Genomic DNA, 16,907 nt, shown 5'->3' with positions numbered 1-16,907 from the left:
TGATTTTTAAATTTTTAAGTAAAAACTCTTGCAATGCACAATATAATTTGATAGAATGTTCTAGTGCCGTAAAAATTACGGCTGTAGCTTTGATGCAAGAGGTTGCGACACGCTCGGTTGCATTGCCACGCAACACGTGTTGGTTTTCTTGTGGAGCTAGCCTATTATCTTAAATAGACGAAAAGGAGAAAAAGATGGCAAACAAAAAAATCCGCATCCGCTTGAAAGCGTACGAACACCGTACACTTGATACAGCAGCTGCAAAAATCGTTGAAACTGCAACTCGTACAGGTGCTCAAGTAGCAGGTCCAGTTCCACTTCCAACAGAACGTAGCCTCTACACCATCATCCGTGCGACTCACAAGTACAAAGATTCTCGTGAGCAGTTCGAAATGCGTACACACAAACGTTTGATCGATATCATCAACCCAACTCAAAAAACAGTTGACGCTTTGATGAAATTGGATCTTCCAAGTGGTGTAAACGTAGAAATCAAATTGTAATCTGATTTCAATCTAGAGCATGAAAAACGCTCGTTAAAAACTTTTTAACTATAAAAATAAGAAAAGGAATATTTTTCTCATGACAAAAGGAATCTTAGGGAAAAAAGTGGGAATGACTCAAATCTTCACTGAATCTGGTGAATTTATCCCTGTTACTGTCATCGAAGCAACTCCAAACGTTGTTCTTCAAGTGAAAACAGTTGAAACTGATGGTTATGCAGCAGTTCAAGTTGGTTTTGATGACAAACGTGAAGTATTGAGCAACAAACCTGCCAAAGGCCATGTAGCTAAAGCTAACACAGCTCCTAAGCGCTTCATTCGTGAATTCAAAAACATTGAAGGCTTGGAAGTTGGACAAGAAATTACAGTTGAAACTTTCGCAGCTGGTGATGTTGTTGATGTAACTGGTACATCTAAAGGTAAAGGTTTCCAAGGTGTTATCAAACGCCATGGTCAATCACGTGGTCCTATGGCTCACGGTTCTCGTTACCACCGTCGTCCAGGTTCTATGGGTCCTGTTGCACCTAACCGTGTATTCAAAGGTAAAAACCTTGCAGGTCGCATGGGCGGCAACCGTGTAACAATTCAAAACCTTGAAGTTGTACAAGTTGTTCCAGAAAAGAACGTTATCCTTATCAAAGGTAACGTACCAGGTGCTAAGAAATCTCTTATCACTATCAAGTCAGCAGTTAAAGCTGGTAAATAATAAGGAAAGGGGAAATCAGTCGAAATGGCAAACGTAACATTATTTGACCAAACTGGTAAACAAGCTGGTGAAGTAGTTCTTAACGATGCGATCTTTGGTATCGAGCCAAACCAAGCAGTTGTATTTGATGTGATCATCAGCCAACGTGCTAGCCTTCGTCAAGGTACTCACGCAGTTAAAAACCGTTCAGCAGTCTCAGGTGGCGGACGCAAACCATGGCGTCAAAAAGGAACTGGACGTGCTCGTCAAGGTTCTATCCGTTCACCACAATGGCGTGGTGGTGGCGTAGTCTTCGGACCAACTCCACGTTCATACGCGTACAAACTTCCACAAAAAGTTCGTCGCTTGGCACTTAAATCTGTTTACTCAGAAAAAGTTGCTGAAAACAAATTTGTAGCTGTTAACTCACTTGAATTCACAGCTCCAAAAACTGCTGAATTTGCAAAAGTACTTGCAGCATTGAGCATTGATTCTAAAGTCCTTGTTATTCTTGAAGAAGGCAACGAATTCGCAGCTCTTTCTGCTCGTAACATCCCAGGAGTTAAAGTTGCAACTGCAACAACTGCAAGCGTACTTGACATCGCAAATGCAGACAAACTTCTTGTAACTCAAGCAGCTATCTCTAAAATTGAGGAGGTTCTTGCATAATGAATTTGTATGATGTTATCAAAAAACCTGTCATCACAGAAAGCTCAATGGGCCAACTCGAAGCAGGCAAGTATGTATTTGAAGTTGACACTCGTGCACACAAACTCTTGATCAAGCAAGCTGTTGAAGCTGCATTCGAGGGAGTTAAAGTTGCAAATGTTAACACAATCAACGTGAAACCTAAAACAAAACGCGTAGGTCGTTATGTAGGTCGCACAAATAAAGTGAAAAAAGCAATCATCACATTGGCTGCTGATTCAAAAGCGATCGAATTGTTCGCTACAGCTGACGCTGAATAATCAAAGGAGGAATTAACGTGGGTATTAAAGTTTATAAACCAACGACAAATGGCCGTCGTAACATGACTTCTTTGGACTTCGCTGAAATCACAACAAGCACTCCAGAAAAAAGCTTGCTTGTTGCTTTGAAGAGCAAAGCTGGTCGTAACAACAACGGTCGCATCACTGTTCGTCACCAAGGTGGCGGTCACAAACGTTTCTACCGTTTGGTAGACTTCAAACGTAACAAAGATGGCGTTGAAGCAATCGTTAAAACGATCGAATACGATCCAAACCGTTCAGCAAACATCGCTCTTGTACACTACACAGACGGTGTTAAAGCTTATATCATTGCTCCTAAAGGACTTGAAGTTGGTCAACGCATCGTTTCAGGCCCAGAAGCAGATATCAAAGTTGGTAACGCACTTCCACTTGCAAACATCCCAGTCGGTACTGTTGTTCACAACATCGAGTTGAAACCAGGTCGCGGTGGTGAGTTGGTTCGTGCTGCCGGTGCATCTGCACAGGTTCTTGGTCAAGAAGGTAAATACGTTCTTGTTCGCCTTCAATCAGGTGAAGTTCGTATGATCCTTGGTACTTGCCGTGCTACTGTTGGTACTGTAGGTAACGAACAACATGGCCTTGTTAACCTTGGTAAAGCAGGTCGTAGCCGTTGGAAAGGTATCCGTCCAACAGTTCGCGGTTCTGTGATGAACCCTAACGATCACCCACACGGTGGTGGTGAAGGTAAAGCACCAGTTGGTCGTAAAGCACCATCTACACCATGGGGTAAACCAGCTCTTGGTTTGAAAACTCGTAACAAGAAAGCTAAATCTGACAAACTTATCGTTCGTCGTCGCAACCAAAAATAATATATTCTTAGTTGCATAGCATTCTATATCATCCGCCAACTCGGTAGGGTTTGTTATGGGCTGACTATTCCAGCACCTCAGTTTGATTGAAATGCCAGTTTGACGCAGTGGTTGATTGCAGTTTCTAGTAGCTTAGCTACATCGAAACTCCTAATCAACTGTGCGGGGGCAGGACAACGAACACGGTAACTGGGGTTCTGTCCGGCTCCCAAGCCGCTGTGGTACATATTTTAAAGGAGAAAACACTAAAATGGGACGTAGTCTTAAAAAAGGACCTTTCGTCGATGAGCATTTGATGAAAAAAGTTGAAGCTCAAGCAAATGACGAAAAGAAAAAAGTAATTAAAACTTGGTCACGTCGTTCAACGATCTTCCCAAGTTTCATCGGTTATACAATCGCAGTTTACGATGGACGTAAACATGTACCTGTATACATTCAAGAAGACATGGTAGGTCACAAACTTGGTGAATTTGCACCAACTCGTACTTACAAAGGTCATGCTGCTGACGACAAGAAAACTCGTCGTAAATAATTTAGGAGGAAAACACAATGGCAGAAATTACTTCAGCTAAAGCAACTGCTCGCACAGTACGTGTTTCACCTCGTAAATCACGTCTTGTCTTGGATAACATCCGTGGCAAAAGCGTAGCAGACGCAATCGCAATCTTGAAATTCACACCAAACAAAGCTGCAGGCATTATCGAGGGAGTTTTGAACTCAGCAATCGCTAACGCTGAAAACAACTTTGGTTTGGAAAAAGCTAACTTGGTAGTCAGCGAAGCATTCGCAAACGAAGGGCCAACGTTGAAACGTTTCCGTCCACGTGCGAAAGGTTCTGCTTCACCAATCAACAAACGCACAGCTCACATCACTGTAGTTGTGGCAGAGAAATAAGGAGGTAAAAACGTGGGTCAAAAAGTACATCCAATTGGTATGCGTGTTGGCATCATCCGTGATTGGGATGCTAAATGGTATGCTGAAAAAGAATACGCGGATTACCTTCATGAAGATCTTGCAATCCGCAACTTTATCAAAAAAGAATTGGCTGATGCGTCAACATCAACAATCGAAATCGAACGTGCTGTAAACAAAGTTATCGTTTCTATCCACACTGCTAAACCAGGTATGGTTATCGGTAAAGCTGGTAGCAACGTTGATGCACTTCGTGCTCAATTGAACAAATTGACTGGTAAACAAGTACACATCAACATCATCGAAATCAAACAACCTGATTTGGATGCACACCTTGTTGGTGAGTCAATCGCTCGTCAATTGGAGCAACGTGTGGCATTCCGCCGTGCTCAAAAACAAGCTATCCAACGTGCAATGCGCGCTGGTGCAAAAGGTATCAAAACACAAGTTTCTGGTCGTTTGAATGGAGCTGATATTGCTCGTGCAGAAGGCTACTCAGAAGGAACTGTTCCTCTTCATACACTTCGTGCGGATATCGACTACGCTTGGGAAGAAGCTTTGACAACTTACGGTAAACTTGGTATCAAAGTATGGATCTACCGTGGTGAAGTTCTTCCAGCTCGTAAAAACACTAAAGGAGGTAAATAACAAATGTTAGTACCTAAACGTGTAAAACACCGTCGTGAATTCCGTGGAAAAATGCGCGGTGAAGCTAAAGGTGGAAAACAAGTAGACTTTGGTCAATACGGTCTTCAAGCAACTACTAGCTCATGGATTACAAACCGCCAAATCGAAGCTGCCCGTATCGCTATGACGCGTTACATGAAACGTGGTGGTAAAGTTTGGATTAAGATCTTCCCACACAAATCATACACTGCTAAAGCTATCGGTGTACGTATGGGTTCTGGTAAAGGTGCTCCTGAAGGTTGGGTAGCTCCAGTTAAACGCGGTAAGGTTATGTTTGAAGTAGCTGGCGTTTCTGAAGAAATCGCACGTGAAGCATTCCGCCTTGCTGGTCACAAATTGCCAGTTAAAGTTAAATTCGTAAAACGTGAAGCAGAATAAGGAGAAGACATGAAACTTCAAGAAATTAAAGATTTTGTAAAAGAACTTCGTGGCCTTTCTCAAGAAGAACTTGCTAAGAAAGAAAACGAATTGAAGAAAGAACTCTTCGAACTTCGTTTCCAAGCTGCTGCTGGTCAACTTGAGCAAACTGCTCGTTTGAACGAAGTGAAGAAACAAATTGCACGTATCAAAACTGTGCAATCTGAAACTAAATAATAGATTGGGAAAGGAGAATTTCAATGGAACGCAATAATCGTAAAGTTCTTGTTGGACGCGTAGTATCTGACAAAATGGACAAAACAATCACAGTTGTAGTTGAAACAAAACGTAACCACCCAGTCTATGGTAAACGTATTAACTACTCTAAAAAGTACAAAGCTCATGATGAAAACAATGTTGCTAAAGAAGGCGATATCGTTCGTATCATGGAAACTCGCCCACTTTCAGCTACAAAACGTTTCCGTCTTGTAGAAGTTGTGGAAGAGGCAGTTATCATTTAATCAACCTGAAAGGAGAAAATTGACATGATTCAAACAGAAACTCGTTTGAAAGTTGCTGACAACAGTGGCGCACGTGAAATCTTGACAATCAAAGTTCTTGGTGGTTCAGGACGTAAATTCGCGAACATCGGCGACATCATCGTTGCTTCAGTAAAACAAGCTACTCCTGGTGGTGCGGTTAAAAAAGGTGACGTTGTTAAAGCCGTTATCGTTCGTACTAAGACAGGTGCTCGTCGTGCTGATGGTTCATACATCAAATTCGATGAGAATGCTGCAGTTATCATCCGTGAAGACAAAAACCCTCGCGGAACTCGTATCTTTGGCCCAGTGGCACGTGAATTGCGTGATGGCGGTTTCATGAAAATCGTTTCATTGGCACCAGAAGTACTTTAATCAAATAGTTTTAGAAAATTTGTTACAGACTAGGCAGTTTGTTGCAGATAGTACTTGGGTACATCAAAACAAACTAACGAAGTCTGTGACGGATTTAGTAAACTAGAAAACAAACTAAGTCCCCTGGTTAAATTACTAACCAGGGTGCCCATTAGGGCGTAAGAAATTATAGGAGAAATCAAATGTTTGTAAAAAAAGGCGATAAAGTTCGCGTAATCGCTGGTAAAGACAAAGGCGTTGAAGCTCTTGTCGTAACAGCACTTCCAAAAGTAAACAAAGTTATTGTTGAAGGTGTTAACATCGTTAAGAAACACCAAAAACCAAACAGCGAAAACCCTCAAGGTGCTATCGTTGAAAAAGAAGCTCCAATCCATGTGTCAAACGTTCAAGTTCTTGACAAAAATGGTGTTGCAGGACGCGTTGGTTACAAGTTTGTAGACGGCAAAAAAGTTCGCTACAATAAAAAATCAGGCGAAGTGCTTGATTAATCACGAAGGAAAGGAGAAGTATAATGGCAAATCGTTTAAAAGAAAAATATCTTAATGAAGTAGTTCCTGCTTTGACTGAACAATTTAACTATTCTTCAGTTATGGCTGTGCCAAAAGTTGATAAGATCGTTTTGAACATGGGTGTTGGTGACGCTGTTTCTAACGCTAAAAACCTTGAGAAAGCTGCTCAAGAATTGGCTTTGATCTCAGGTCAAAAACCACTTATCACTAAAGCTAAGAAATCAATCGCCGGCTTCCGTCTTCGTGAGGGTGTTGCGATCGGTGCGAAAGTAACTCTTCGTGGCGAACGTATGTATGAGTTCTTGGACAAATTGGTTACAGTTTCACTTCCACGTGTACGTGACTTCCACGGTGTACCAACTAAGTCATTCGACGGACGTGGTAACTACACACTTGGTGTGAAAGAGCAATTGATCTTCCCAGAAATCAACTTCGACGATGTTGATAAAACTCGCGGTATGGATATCGTTATCGTTACAACTGCTAACACTGACGAAGAATCACGTGCATTGCTTACTGGCCTTGGTATGCCGTTTGCAAAATAAGAGGGAGAGAATAAATGGCTAAAAAATCAATGATCGCTAAGAACAAACGCCCAGCTAAGTTCTCTACACAAGCTTACACACGCTGTGAAAAATGTGGACGTCCACACTCAGTTTACCGCAAATTCAAATTGTGCCGTGTATGCTTCCGCGACTTGGCTTACCTTGGACAAATTCCTGGCGTAACAAAAGCTTCTTGGTAAGAATAATTTGCTATTGCGTTGCAATTCGTCGATAGCGCTTCTTGCTGTACGTTAGTACTGCCTGCAAAGTGTTTCCTAGACTTGCTTAGGACTAGCAACTTATTCTATATACACATATCACTTGTCCGTAAGGACATCATTAACTAGCAAGTGATCTAATCAAACTGCTAGTAAGAGGAGAAACAACAAATGGTTATGACTGACCCAATTGCAGACTTTTTAACACGCATTCGTAATGCCAACCAAGCGAAACACGAAGTGCTTGAAGTGCCTGCATCAAACATCAAAAAAGGTATTGCTACAATCCTTAAAAACGAAGGTTTTGTAAAAAACGTTGAATTCATCGAAGATGACAAACAAGGCATCATTCGCGTATTCTTGAAATACGGTGTGAACGGCGAGCGTGTTATCACAAACTTGAAACGCGTTTCAAAACCAGGTCTTCGTGTTTACTCAAAACGTGAAGATATTCCTAAAGTTCTTAACGGACTTGGAATCGCAATTATCTCTACATCAGAAGGTCTTTTGACTGACAAACAAGCTCGTCAAAAGAACGTTGGTGGTGAGGTTATCGCATACGTTTGGTAATTGGATGATACTGAGAGCGTAGTGACCCAAGTGAAAATAGGAAATCAAACGAAGAATGCTTGCATTCAAGTTTGATTTATCTTTTTCACACAGGTCACAGCTCGGCTTCAAATCTAATAATCTGATTTGAAGGTATCATAAAACCTGCTCAATCGAACACGGGCTATTGTCCGTGTTTAAATGAGCCCCCGTGAAAACTGGTCGCTTGACGGCCTGATAATTTAACAGGAGAATTAAAAAATATGTCACGTATTGGTAATAAAGTAATTACATTGCCTGCTGGTGTTGAGCTTACTCAAGACAACGGTGTGGTAACTGTAAAAGGACCTAAAGGGGAATTGACTCGTGAATTCCCAACTGCTATTGAAATCCGTGTGGAAGGTACAGAAGTTACTCTTCACCGTCCAAACGATTCAAAAGAAATGAAGACTATTCACGGTACTAGCCGTGCTAACCTCAACAACATGGTTGTTGGTGTTTCTGAAGGCTTCAAAAAAGAACTTGAAATGCGTGGTGTCGGTTACCGTGCTCAATTGGCTGGTAACAAATTGACCCTTGCTGTTGGTAAATCACATCCAGATGAAGTGGTTGCACCAGAAGGTATTACATTTGAAGTTCCAACACCAACACAAATCGTCGTGTCTGGTATCAACAAAGAAGTTGTTGGTCAAACAGCAGCTTACATCCGTAGCCTTCGCGCTCCTGAGCCATACAAAGGTAAAGGTATTCGCTACGTTGGTGAATTTGTTCGCCGTAAAGAAGGTAAAACAGGTAAATAATAGCTTGCTGAGGTGGCTTAGCCACCTGGCTGACTATTTCTCAAATTGTTTCGCAAGAAACAGAATCATACATTAAGAGGTGAATATTGTGATTTCAAAACCAGATAAAAACAAAATCCGCCAAAAACGCCACCGTCGCGTTCGCGGTAAAATCTCTGGAACTGCTGCTCGCCCACGTTTGAACATTTTCCGTTCTAATACAGGCATCTACGCTCAAGTGATTGATGACGTAGCGGGTGTAACGCTCGCAAGCGCTTCTACTCTTGATAAAGAAGTTTCAAAAGGTACTAAGACAGAACAAGCTGTTGTTGTAGGTAAACTCGTTGCTGAACGCGCGGTAGCTAAAGGTATTTCTGAAGTGGTCTTTGACCGCGGTGGATATCTCTATCACGGACGTGTGAAAGCTTTGGCTGAATCAGCTCGTGAAAACGGATTGAAATTCTAATAGGGAGGACACTAAGAAATGGCATTCAAAGATAACGCAGTTGAAATTGAAGAACGCGTAGTAGCCATCAACCGTGTTACAAAAGTTGTTAAAGGTGGACGTCGTCTTCGTTTTGCAGCTCTTGTGGTTGTTGGTGACCGTAACGGTCGCGTAGGTTTCGGTACTGGTAAAGCTCAAGAAGTACCAGAAGCTATCCGTAAAGCAGTTGAATCTGCTAAGAAAAACATGATTGAAGTACCAATGGTTGGTACAACTATTCCTCACGAAGTTCGTTCAGAATTCGGTGGAGCTCGTGTTATGTTGAAACCAGCTTCAGAAGGTTCTGGGGTTGCTGCCGGTGGTGCAACTCGTGCCGTAATCGAATTGGCTGGTATCGCTGATGTGACATCTAAGTCACTCGGTTCAAACACACCAATCAACATCGTTCGTGCAACTGTTGAAGGTTTGAAACAATTGAAACGTGCTGAAGAAGTGGCTGCACTTCGTGGCATATCAGTTTCTGATTTAGCATAAGAAAGGAGATACTCATGGCTCAAATTAAAATTACTTTGACTAAGTCTCCAATCGGTCGCAAACCAGAGCAACGTAAAACAGTTGTTGCACTTGGACTTGGTAAATTGAACAGCTCAGTTGTTAAGGAAGATAACCCAGCTATTCTTGGAATGGTGAACGCTATCTCTCACTTGGTAACTGTTGAAGAAGTTAAGTAACTTATACTAAAGTTAACAATAAACAGACTAGGTCGCATGGAGAAATCTTTGCGACTTCTAGTCAATTTTGATAGAAGCGAGTTTGTGGGCGGCTTACTCTAACTCCCCACAGGCGCTAGCATATAAAAGAGGAGAAATATATAATGAAACTTCATGAATTGCAACCTGCAACAGGTTCACGTAAAGTCCGCAACCGTGTAGGTCGTGGTACATCATCAGGTAACGGTAAAACTTCTGGCCGTGGTCAAAAAGGTCAAAAAGCTCGTAGTGGTGGCGGTGTTCGTCCTGGTTTTGAGGGTGGACAAACTCCATTGTTCCGTCGTCTTCCAAAACGTGGATTTACAAACATCAACGCTAAAGAATACGCAATCGTTAACCTTGATCAATTGAACGCTTTTGAAGATGGTGCTGAAGTAACACCAGTTGTACTTATCGAAGCTGGTATCGTTAAAGCTGAAAAATCAGGTGTTAAAATCCTTGGTAACGGCGAATTGACGAAGAAATTGACAGTGAAAGCTGCTAAATTCTCTAAATCAGCTGAAGAAGCAATCACTTCTAAAGGTGGCTCAGTAGAAGTCATCTAAGAGGTGACCGCCTATGTTTTTTAAACTTTTAACAGATGCTCTAAAAGTAAAAGCTGTTCGTAAGAAAATCTTATTTACAATTTTTATCCTTTTGGTGTTCAGGATTGGTACACATATCACCGTTCCTGGTGTCAATGCCAAAAGCTTAGAAGCATTGTCAAACGTTCCCTTCCTAAACATGATGAGTTTGGTTTCGGGTAACGCTTTGAAAAATTTCTCTGTTTTTGCACTGGGTGTCAGCCCTTATATCACGGCTTCGATTATTGTTCAACTGCTTCAGATGGACATTTTGCCGAAGTTTGTAGAATGGGGCAAGCAGGGCGAGGTTGGTCGTCGGAAATTAAACCAGGCGACTCGCTATATTTCCTTGGTTTTGGCCTTTGTCCAATCCATGGGGATTATCGCCAGCTTTAATGCCCTATCAGGAGCACGACTGACCAATATGCCAATGACTTGGCAGACCTATCTTTTGCTGGGTTCTATCTTGGCAACTGGTTCTGTCATTGTGACTTGGTTGGGAGAACAAATTTCTGATAAGGGCTATGGTAACGGAACATCAATGATTATCTTTGCGGGAATCATTTCATCCTTGCCAGATACTTTTAGAGAAATTTATATCGACCGTTTTGTCAATATTGAGGCTAGTCGGATTACAGAATCCATCATTTATGTTGGACTTTTGATTGTACTCATCTTGTTTGTAGTCTATTTTACAACCTACATTCAACAAGCTGAATACAAGATTCCGATTCAATATACAAAACGTGCTCAAGGTGCGCCATCTAGCTCATATCTTCCCTTAAAATTGAATCCTGCAGGCGTTATCCCCGTTATCTTTGCCGGGTCTATCACTGCACTCCCAAGTTCTTTGATTCAATTTTTTGCTAGTCAAAACAGAAGTGCGGGTTGGTTACTAGGTATTCAAGAGTATTTTGATTATTCCACTGTTAAAGGGATGCTGGTATATGCTGGATTGATTATCATTTTTACCTTTTTCTATACATTTGTACAGGTAAATCCTGAGAAAACGGCAGAGAGTCTTCAAAAAAGTGCGGCATATATCCACGGTGTTCGTCCAGGTAATGGAACGGAGAAGTATTTCTCTGTCCTGTTGAAACGTCTGGCGACAGTTGGTGCCTTGTTCTTGAGTTTTGTAGCCTTGTTACCAATTCTTGCTCAAAATATTTTTGGTCTTTCTTCCAATATTGCCTTCCTGGGTACTAGTTTGATTATCTTGATTATGACAAGTATCGAGGGTATCAAGCAATTGGAGGGATACCTTCTCAAGAGAAAATATGTAGGCTTTATGAACGTAACAGAATAGAATATAGGTTGACCTAGTCAACCTTCTATTTTGTTTTTAGATAAGTTTGTCAATTGTGGCAAATTTATGTGAAAACAAAATAAGGAGTTTGTCATGAATCTTTTAATTATGGGTTTGCCAGGTGCTGGTAAAGGGACTCAAGCGGCTAAGATTGTTGAAAAATTTAATGTTGCTCACATTTCTACAGGTGATATGTTCCGTGCTGCTATGGCTAATCAAACGGAAATGGGGCTACTTGCTAAATCGTATATCGACAAAGGCGACTTGGTTCCGGACGAAGTAACCAATGGTATCGTCAAAGAGCGTTTGGTGCAAGACGACATCAAGGAAAAAGGTTTCTTGCTAGATGGTTACCCACGTACGATTGAACAAGCGCATGCCTTGGATGCCAACCTAGCAGATCTAGGAATTGAACTTCAGGGTGTTATCAACATTGAAATCGATCCATCTAAATTGGTTGAGCGTCTTAGCGGTCGAATCATCCATAAAGAAACCGGTGAAACCTTCCATAAAATCTTTAACCCACCTGTTGGAGATTATAAAGAAGAAGATTTCTATCAGCGTGAAGATGATAAGCCTGAATCTGTTCAACGCCGTTTGGAGGTCAATATTGCCCAAGGTCAACCAATTATTGACCACTATCGTGCCAAAGGTTTGGTCCATGATATTGAGGGAGACCAAGACATCGAACTTGTTTTCCAAGCAATTGACACAGTCTTGTCAAATTTAAAATAATCTAATGGATTTGGCTTGCATTTTTCTTGTGAAAGTGATAAAATAGCCTAGTCTGACTTATAATTGTTACCTCTGTGTTCAGAGGGCATCAAATCGATATTTAGAGAGGGGATACTTTTGCATGGCAAAAGAAGATGTGATTGAAATTGAAGGCAAAGTAGTTGATACAATGCCAAATGCTATGTTTACTGTTGAGTTGGAAAATGGACACCAAGTCCTTGCAACTGTTTCTGGTAAAATCCGTAAGAACTACATTCGTATTTTGGTCGGAGACCGCGTAACTGTTGAGCTTAGTCCGTATGACTTGACTCGTGGACGTATCACATACCGCTTTAAATAGCCGAAATACTTGGAGGGATAAAACATGAAAGTAAGACCATCGGTCAAACCAATTTGCGAATACTGCAAAGTTATTCGTCGTAATGGTCGTGTTATGGTGATTTGCCCAGCAAACCCTAAACACAAGCAACGTCAAGGTTAAAATATAGAAAGGAGAAAACATGGCTCGTATTGCTGGAGTTGACATTCCAAATGACAAACGTGTAGTTATTTCATTGACATACGTATACGGTATCGGTCTTGCAACATCTAAAAAAATTCTTGCAGCTGCAGGCATTTCAGAAGATGTACGCGTGAAAGATTTGACATCAGATCAAGAAGATGCTATTCGTCGTGAAGTTGATGCAATCAAAGTTGAAGGTGACCTCCGTCGTGAAGTTAACTTGAACATTAAACGTTTGATGGAAATCGGTTCATACCGTGGAATCCGTCACCGTCGTGGACTTCCTGTCCGTGGACAAAACACTAAAAACAATGCTCGTACTCGTAAAGGTAAAGCCGTTGCGATTGCAGGTAAGAAAAAATAATATAGGAGGTAGAAAAATTGGCTAAACCAACACGTAAACGTCGTGTGAAAAAGAATATCGAATCTGGTATTGCACATATTCACGCTACATTTAATAACACTATTGTTATGATTACTGATGTGCATGGTAACGCTATTGCTTGGTCATCAGCTGGTGCTCTTGGTTTTAAAGGTTCACGTAAATCTACACCATTCGCAGCCCAAATGGCTTCAGAAGCAGCTGCTAAATCTGCACAAGAACACGGTCTTAAAACAGTTGAAGTTACCGTTAAAGGCCCAGGTTCAGGTCGTGAGTCTGCTATCCGCGCTCTTGCTGCCGCTGGTCTTGAAGTAACAGCAATTCGTGATGTGACTCCTGTACCACACAATGGTGCTCGTCCTCCAAAACGTCGCCGTGTATAATCATACCAACCATACACAGCTTTTCGTTTAAGAGGGAGTAAGAAATGATTGAGTTTGAAAAACCAACAATAACAAAAATTGATGAAAATAAAGATTACGGCAGATTTGTAGTCGAACCGCTTGAACGTGGTTACGGAACAACTCTTGGTAACTCTCTTCGTCGTGTACTTCTTGCTTCACTTCCGGGTGCTGCAGTAACATCAATTAAGATTGATGGTGTACTCCACGAATTCGACACAGTTCCAGGTGTCCGTGAAGATGTTATGCAAATCATTCTTAACATCAAAGGCATTGCTGTAAAATCTTATGTCGAAGACGAAAAGAAAATTGAACTTGATGTAGTAGGTCCAGCTGCGGTAACAGCAGGTGATATTCTTACAGATAGTGATATTGAAATTGTAAATCCTGATCATTATCTCTTCACAATTGCTGAAGGTGCAACATTTAAAGCGATTTTAACTGTAAATGCAGGTCGCGGTTATGTACCAGCTGAAGGCAATAAGAAAGATGATGCACCAGTAGGTACACTTGCGGTAGATTCAATCTATACGCCAGTTACAAAAGTCAATTATCAAGTTGAGCCAGCTCGTGTTGGTAGCAACGATGGATTTGACAAATTGACACTTGAAATCAGTACAAACGGTACAATTATTCCTGAAGATGCACTTGGGCTTTCTGCTCGTATCTTGATGGAGCACTTGGGTCTCTTTACAGATTTGACTGAAGTTGCAAAATCAGCTGAAGTGATGAAAGAATCTGAAACAGCATCTGATGACCGTATGCTTGATCGTACGATCGAAGAATTGGATCTTTCTGTTCGCTCATACAACTGTCTTAAACGTGCAGGCATCAATACTGTGTTTGACTTGACAGAGAAAACTGAGCCAGAAATGATGAAAGTGCGCAATCTGGGCCGTAAGAGTCTTGAGGAAGTGAAGATTAAACTTGCTGAACTCGGTCTTGGATTGAAAAATGATAAATAAATATAGGAGGAAATCATGGCATACCGTAAACTAGGACGCACTAGCTCACAACGTAAAGCAATGTTGCGCGATTTGACAACTGACCTTTTGATCAACGAATCAATCGTTACAACTGAAGCTCGTGCTAAAGAAATCCGTAAAACAGTTGAAAAAATGATCACACTTGGTAAACGTGGTGACTTGCACGCACGTCGTCAAGCTGCTGCATTTGTTCGTAACGAAATTGCATCTGAAAACTACGATGAAGCAACTGATAAGTACACAGCTACTACAGCTCTTCAAAAATTGTTCTCAGAAATCGCACCTCGTTATGCTGAGCGCAATGGTGGATACACTCGTATCCTTAAAACTGAACCACGTCGTGGTGATGCTGCCCCAATGGCAATTATCGAACTTGTATAAGATCATCAATTTTGTTGAGTGTTATGATGATGGAAGAGAAATCTTCTTAGTCTAGCTCTGGTCTACCGCTGGGCCTGCCCCAGCGGTAACACTCATCATATTGATTTGACGCTTGTTTACGAAATTACTCTAAGCTAGAATAATTTCGTAAGCAGGCGTTTTTTAGCTCTTGTTAACTATGAATGTCGGAGAATTCTTGTGATTCAATAAGTCTGTAGTGTTAGACGCAACTGCCCAATAACGAAGTATAGTGGGCGGTTGCACTTGTCCTAAATCACTGAGCTGGATAGTCATAGTGCAGTACCTTATCCAAGAGTGTTTCTAGTGTCTCTTGGTGGATTGCTTGAAAGAATGTGAGTTCCACTTTTCCGAGACGAATTTTCATTAGAATATCGTTTCTGCCTTTCTTCTCAAAGCGACGATGGGGTGTGACGTAAAAAATCCTCCAGTTCTGTTTTCTCTAACAGTATACTGGATAATAGGGAAGCTGAAAAGATACTCCATTATTGGGCGGTTACGTTAGACTCATCTGTTTGCCCAATACGGTGACCAGTTTAAGTGATGAGGGGGAATCAAAGCTATCAGATGGCCTGGATAATGAATTTTAGGTCTATTAGTTAAGTGACACTGAGAGTGGGGTTAGTTGATGATAGGATGTTGATGAAGAATATCTATCTCTGAGTATGAACTTATTTCTCATTTTCAGGAAGCTTGAAGTTGAGAAAAATATTGAATTTTAGTGAATTTGTGATATAATAATAAATGGAGCAAGGTTCGTGCGTGAAGCGGGTCAGGGGAGGAATCCAGCAGCCCTAAGCGATGTCGAGTCTGTGCTCTTTTTGCGTACAGTCTAAAAACCCTTTGAAATCAAGCTTTCAGAGGGTTTTATCTGTCTGATTTTTAGAAATAGGGGCAATTAGATTATTCGCATCATATTCGGCCTATCGGGCTATTGGTGAGTACAAAAAATACGGCTGGATTTCCAAACCGCATTCTCTAGATTAGTCGACATAGAGTTTTGATTTATCGCTGAGCCAGCTGTAAAGGAGACCGATAAGGAGACCACCGCCGACGTAGTTTCCAAGTCCTGAGAAGAGGAAATTCCTTAGGACACTGAGGATAGTCATGCCCTCGACTGGACCACCATTTGAGAAAAGGGCCAAGGAGAAGGTAGAGAAGTTGGCAATAACGTGCTCAAAGCCTAGGAAGGCAAAGATAAAGATGATAAAGATGAGGGAAATAACACGGCCCGCATCGTCTTTCATGCGCATAGAGATAAAGACAGCGATGTTTACTACGATGTTGGCAAAGATGCCCTCGACAAACTGTGTCAGAGGTGTTTTTTCCAGTTTTGCGACAACAGCTTCAATCAGGTAACTATCATGTTCCAAATGTCCAACCTGGTAAGGAGTTGTGAAGGAGAGCATATAGGCTACAATGACTGCCCCAACAAAGTTGAAAAAGATACAAGTAGCTAGAATCTTGAGGGCTGTTTTGGTAGGGATCACTTTACGGTGGATAGCAGAGGTCATGTACATCATATTAGAAGTGCCTAGTTCAGCGTTCATATAAAGAATCATGACCAAGCACCAGCCGAACATGAGTCCGTAGCTGAATTTACCGAGGCCATCTACAATATGATTGAGCTTATCAGCTGTATAAACTGAGATAGCCAAACCAATTGCTAGGTAAACACTGGCCATAGCTGAGCGAATTGCATAGGCGAAGAAGTTGTTTTCAATCAAGTCTGCTTTTTTCTTGATACTTTTGTCAATATTGTAAATGAGCGTGTCATTTTGGGAAGCCATATAAATCTCCTTTGGCATTTGAAAAATAGTGTAAGTAATCATCTGTTTTTCAGAAAGTAAACGCTTCACTTTCCAGTTGATGCTTTACTTTGTATATTATACTTGATAAAATAGAGAATATCAATACTATTCATAAATTGGAAGGATACAC

Annotated in this window: 30 protein-coding genes and 1 other RNA gene; 30 read left to right on the top strand and 1 reads right to left on the bottom strand. The window is 41.3% G+C overall.

The features are described from left to right. Positions 1-194: 194 nt before the first annotated feature. The 30 genes from rpsJ to ffs all read left to right on the top strand — a co-directional run bounded on the left by rpsJ (position 195) and on the right by ffs (position 15,795). On the top strand, positions 195-503 hold the full coding sequence (gene rpsJ, locus NQZ91_06955) for a 30S ribosomal protein S10 (protein UUM57141.1): 309 nt from the start codon (positions 195-197) through the stop codon (positions 501-503). Positions 504-582: 79 nt separating this feature from the next. After that, positions 583-1,209, top strand: coding sequence for a 50S ribosomal protein L3 (gene rplC / locus NQZ91_06950; protein UUM57140.1), 627 nt, complete (start codon positions 583-585; stop codon positions 1,207-1,209). 24 nt (positions 1,210-1,233) lie between these two features. Then, the gene (gene rplD / locus NQZ91_06945; protein ID UUM57139.1) at positions 1,234-1,857 is read left to right on the top strand and encodes a 50S ribosomal protein L4; all 624 of its coding nucleotides are present in this window, start codon (positions 1,234-1,236) and stop codon (positions 1,855-1,857) included. After that, the gene (locus NQZ91_06940) at positions 1,857-2,156 is read left to right on the top strand and encodes a 50S ribosomal protein L23 (GenBank protein ID UUM57138.1); all 300 of its coding nucleotides are present in this window, start codon (positions 1,857-1,859) and stop codon (positions 2,154-2,156) included. The genes rplD and NQZ91_06940 overlap by 1 nt, the downstream gene beginning before the upstream one ends. Positions 2,157-2,173: 17 nt before the next feature. Further along, positions 2,174-3,007: a 50S ribosomal protein L2 gene (gene rplB, locus NQZ91_06935; GenBank protein ID UUM57137.1), complete on the top strand. Its 834-nt coding sequence runs from the start codon at positions 2,174-2,176 to the stop codon at positions 3,005-3,007. A gap of 250 nt (positions 3,008-3,257) precedes the next feature. Further along, the gene (gene rpsS, locus NQZ91_06930; GenBank protein ID UUM57136.1) at positions 3,258-3,539 is read left to right on the top strand and encodes a 30S ribosomal protein S19; all 282 of its coding nucleotides are present in this window, start codon (positions 3,258-3,260) and stop codon (positions 3,537-3,539) included. Between the two features lie 17 nt (positions 3,540-3,556). Continuing rightward, positions 3,557-3,901, top strand: a complete 345-nt coding sequence (rplV, locus tag NQZ91_06925; protein ID UUM57135.1) for a 50S ribosomal protein L22 — start codon at positions 3,557-3,559, stop codon at positions 3,899-3,901. 12 nt (positions 3,902-3,913) lie between these two features. Further along, positions 3,914-4,567, top strand: coding sequence for a 30S ribosomal protein S3 (gene rpsC, locus NQZ91_06920; GenBank protein UUM57134.1), 654 nt, complete (start codon positions 3,914-3,916; stop codon positions 4,565-4,567). Positions 4,568-4,570: 3 nt separating this feature from the next. Next, the gene (gene rplP / locus NQZ91_06915) at positions 4,571-4,984 is read left to right on the top strand and encodes a 50S ribosomal protein L16 (protein ID UUM57133.1); all 414 of its coding nucleotides are present in this window, start codon (positions 4,571-4,573) and stop codon (positions 4,982-4,984) included. A gap of 9 nt (positions 4,985-4,993) precedes the next feature. Continuing rightward, positions 4,994-5,200, top strand: coding sequence for a 50S ribosomal protein L29 (gene rpmC, locus NQZ91_06910; GenBank protein ID UUM57132.1), 207 nt, complete (start codon positions 4,994-4,996; stop codon positions 5,198-5,200). A 23-nt stretch (positions 5,201-5,223) separates the two neighbouring features. After that, complete coding sequence (gene rpsQ / locus NQZ91_06905; protein UUM57131.1) at positions 5,224-5,484, top strand: 30S ribosomal protein S17; 261 nt, start codon at positions 5,224-5,226, stop codon at positions 5,482-5,484. 24 nt (positions 5,485-5,508) lie between these two features. Beyond that, positions 5,509-5,877: a 50S ribosomal protein L14 gene (rplN, locus tag NQZ91_06900; protein UUM57130.1), complete on the top strand. Its 369-nt coding sequence runs from the start codon at positions 5,509-5,511 to the stop codon at positions 5,875-5,877. A 182-nt stretch (positions 5,878-6,059) separates the two neighbouring features. Next, on the top strand, positions 6,060-6,365 hold the full coding sequence (gene rplX, locus NQZ91_06895; GenBank protein UUM57129.1) for a 50S ribosomal protein L24: 306 nt from the start codon (positions 6,060-6,062) through the stop codon (positions 6,363-6,365). Positions 6,366-6,388: 23 nt separating this feature from the next. Then, a complete protein-coding gene (rplE, locus tag NQZ91_06890; GenBank protein ID UUM57128.1) occupies positions 6,389-6,931 on the top strand; it encodes a 50S ribosomal protein L5 in 543 nt (180 codons plus the stop codon). Positions 6,932-6,945: 14 nt separating this feature from the next. Next, positions 6,946-7,131: a type Z 30S ribosomal protein S14 gene (locus NQZ91_06885; GenBank protein UUM57127.1), complete on the top strand. Its 186-nt coding sequence runs from the start codon at positions 6,946-6,948 to the stop codon at positions 7,129-7,131. Between the two features lie 189 nt (positions 7,132-7,320). After that, entirely contained in the window at positions 7,321-7,719 is a 399-nt protein-coding gene (gene rpsH / locus NQZ91_06880) for a 30S ribosomal protein S8 (protein ID UUM57126.1), read from the top strand. A gap of 242 nt (positions 7,720-7,961) precedes the next feature. Then, the gene (gene rplF / locus NQZ91_06875; protein UUM57125.1) at positions 7,962-8,498 is read left to right on the top strand and encodes a 50S ribosomal protein L6; all 537 of its coding nucleotides are present in this window, start codon (positions 7,962-7,964) and stop codon (positions 8,496-8,498) included. Between the two features lie 88 nt (positions 8,499-8,586). Continuing rightward, positions 8,587-8,943: a 50S ribosomal protein L18 gene (gene rplR / locus NQZ91_06870; protein UUM57124.1), complete on the top strand. Its 357-nt coding sequence runs from the start codon at positions 8,587-8,589 to the stop codon at positions 8,941-8,943. Between the two features lie 18 nt (positions 8,944-8,961). Then, the gene (gene rpsE, locus NQZ91_06865; GenBank protein UUM57123.1) at positions 8,962-9,456 is read left to right on the top strand and encodes a 30S ribosomal protein S5; all 495 of its coding nucleotides are present in this window, start codon (positions 8,962-8,964) and stop codon (positions 9,454-9,456) included. A gap of 14 nt (positions 9,457-9,470) precedes the next feature. After that, positions 9,471-9,653 carry a 50S ribosomal protein L30 gene (gene rpmD, locus NQZ91_06860; GenBank protein ID UUM57122.1) on the top strand — a complete coding sequence of 61 codons (183 nt, stop codon included), beginning with the start codon at positions 9,471-9,473 and terminating at the stop codon, positions 9,651-9,653. 143 nt (positions 9,654-9,796) lie between these two features. Beyond that, a complete protein-coding gene (gene rplO, locus NQZ91_06855; protein ID UUM57121.1) occupies positions 9,797-10,237 on the top strand; it encodes a 50S ribosomal protein L15 in 441 nt (146 codons plus the stop codon). Between the two features lie 13 nt (positions 10,238-10,250). Continuing rightward, the gene (secY, locus tag NQZ91_06850) at positions 10,251-11,561 is read left to right on the top strand and encodes a preprotein translocase subunit SecY (protein UUM57120.1); all 1,311 of its coding nucleotides are present in this window, start codon (positions 10,251-10,253) and stop codon (positions 11,559-11,561) included. A 93-nt stretch (positions 11,562-11,654) separates the two neighbouring features. Then, entirely contained in the window at positions 11,655-12,296 is a 642-nt protein-coding gene (locus NQZ91_06845) for an adenylate kinase (GenBank protein ID UUM57119.1), read from the top strand. Between the two features lie 121 nt (positions 12,297-12,417). Further along, positions 12,418-12,636 (top strand): translation initiation factor IF-1, encoded by a 219-nt coding sequence (infA, locus tag NQZ91_06840; protein UUM57118.1) that lies wholly within the window; start codon positions 12,418-12,420, stop codon positions 12,634-12,636. Between the two features lie 24 nt (positions 12,637-12,660). Continuing rightward, positions 12,661-12,777, top strand: a complete 117-nt coding sequence (rpmJ, locus tag NQZ91_06835; protein UUM57117.1) for a 50S ribosomal protein L36 — start codon at positions 12,661-12,663, stop codon at positions 12,775-12,777. Between the two features lie 19 nt (positions 12,778-12,796). Continuing rightward, positions 12,797-13,162 (top strand): 30S ribosomal protein S13, encoded by a 366-nt coding sequence (rpsM, locus tag NQZ91_06830; protein ID UUM57116.1) that lies wholly within the window; start codon positions 12,797-12,799, stop codon positions 13,160-13,162. A gap of 17 nt (positions 13,163-13,179) precedes the next feature. Further along, positions 13,180-13,563 (top strand): 30S ribosomal protein S11, encoded by a 384-nt coding sequence (rpsK, locus tag NQZ91_06825; GenBank protein UUM57115.1) that lies wholly within the window; start codon positions 13,180-13,182, stop codon positions 13,561-13,563. Between the two features lie 44 nt (positions 13,564-13,607). After that, entirely contained in the window at positions 13,608-14,546 is a 939-nt protein-coding gene (locus tag NQZ91_06820; protein UUM57114.1) for a DNA-directed RNA polymerase subunit alpha, read from the top strand. A gap of 15 nt (positions 14,547-14,561) precedes the next feature. Beyond that, positions 14,562-14,948, top strand: a complete 387-nt coding sequence (rplQ, locus tag NQZ91_06815; GenBank protein ID UUM57113.1) for a 50S ribosomal protein L17 — start codon at positions 14,562-14,564, stop codon at positions 14,946-14,948. A gap of 757 nt (positions 14,949-15,705) precedes the next feature. Further along, an RNA gene (gene ffs / locus NQZ91_06810) (signal recognition particle sRNA small type) lies at positions 15,706-15,795 on the top strand. A 154-nt stretch (positions 15,796-15,949) separates the two neighbouring features. On the opposite strand, the gene NQZ91_06805 is transcribed toward ffs, so the two are convergent. Next, a complete protein-coding gene (locus NQZ91_06805; GenBank protein ID UUM57112.1) occupies positions 15,950-16,756 on the bottom strand; it encodes a formate/nitrite transporter family protein in 807 nt (268 codons plus the stop codon). Positions 16,757-16,907 lie beyond the last annotated feature (151 nt).

Source organism: Streptococcus suis (genome assembly GCA_024583055.1).
Classification (GTDB): domain Bacteria; phylum Bacillota; class Bacilli; order Lactobacillales; family Streptococcaceae; genus Streptococcus; species Streptococcus suis_V.
The sequence above is the reverse complement of the archived record's forward strand: the minus strand, read 5'-3'. Positions and strand labels throughout refer to the sequence as shown.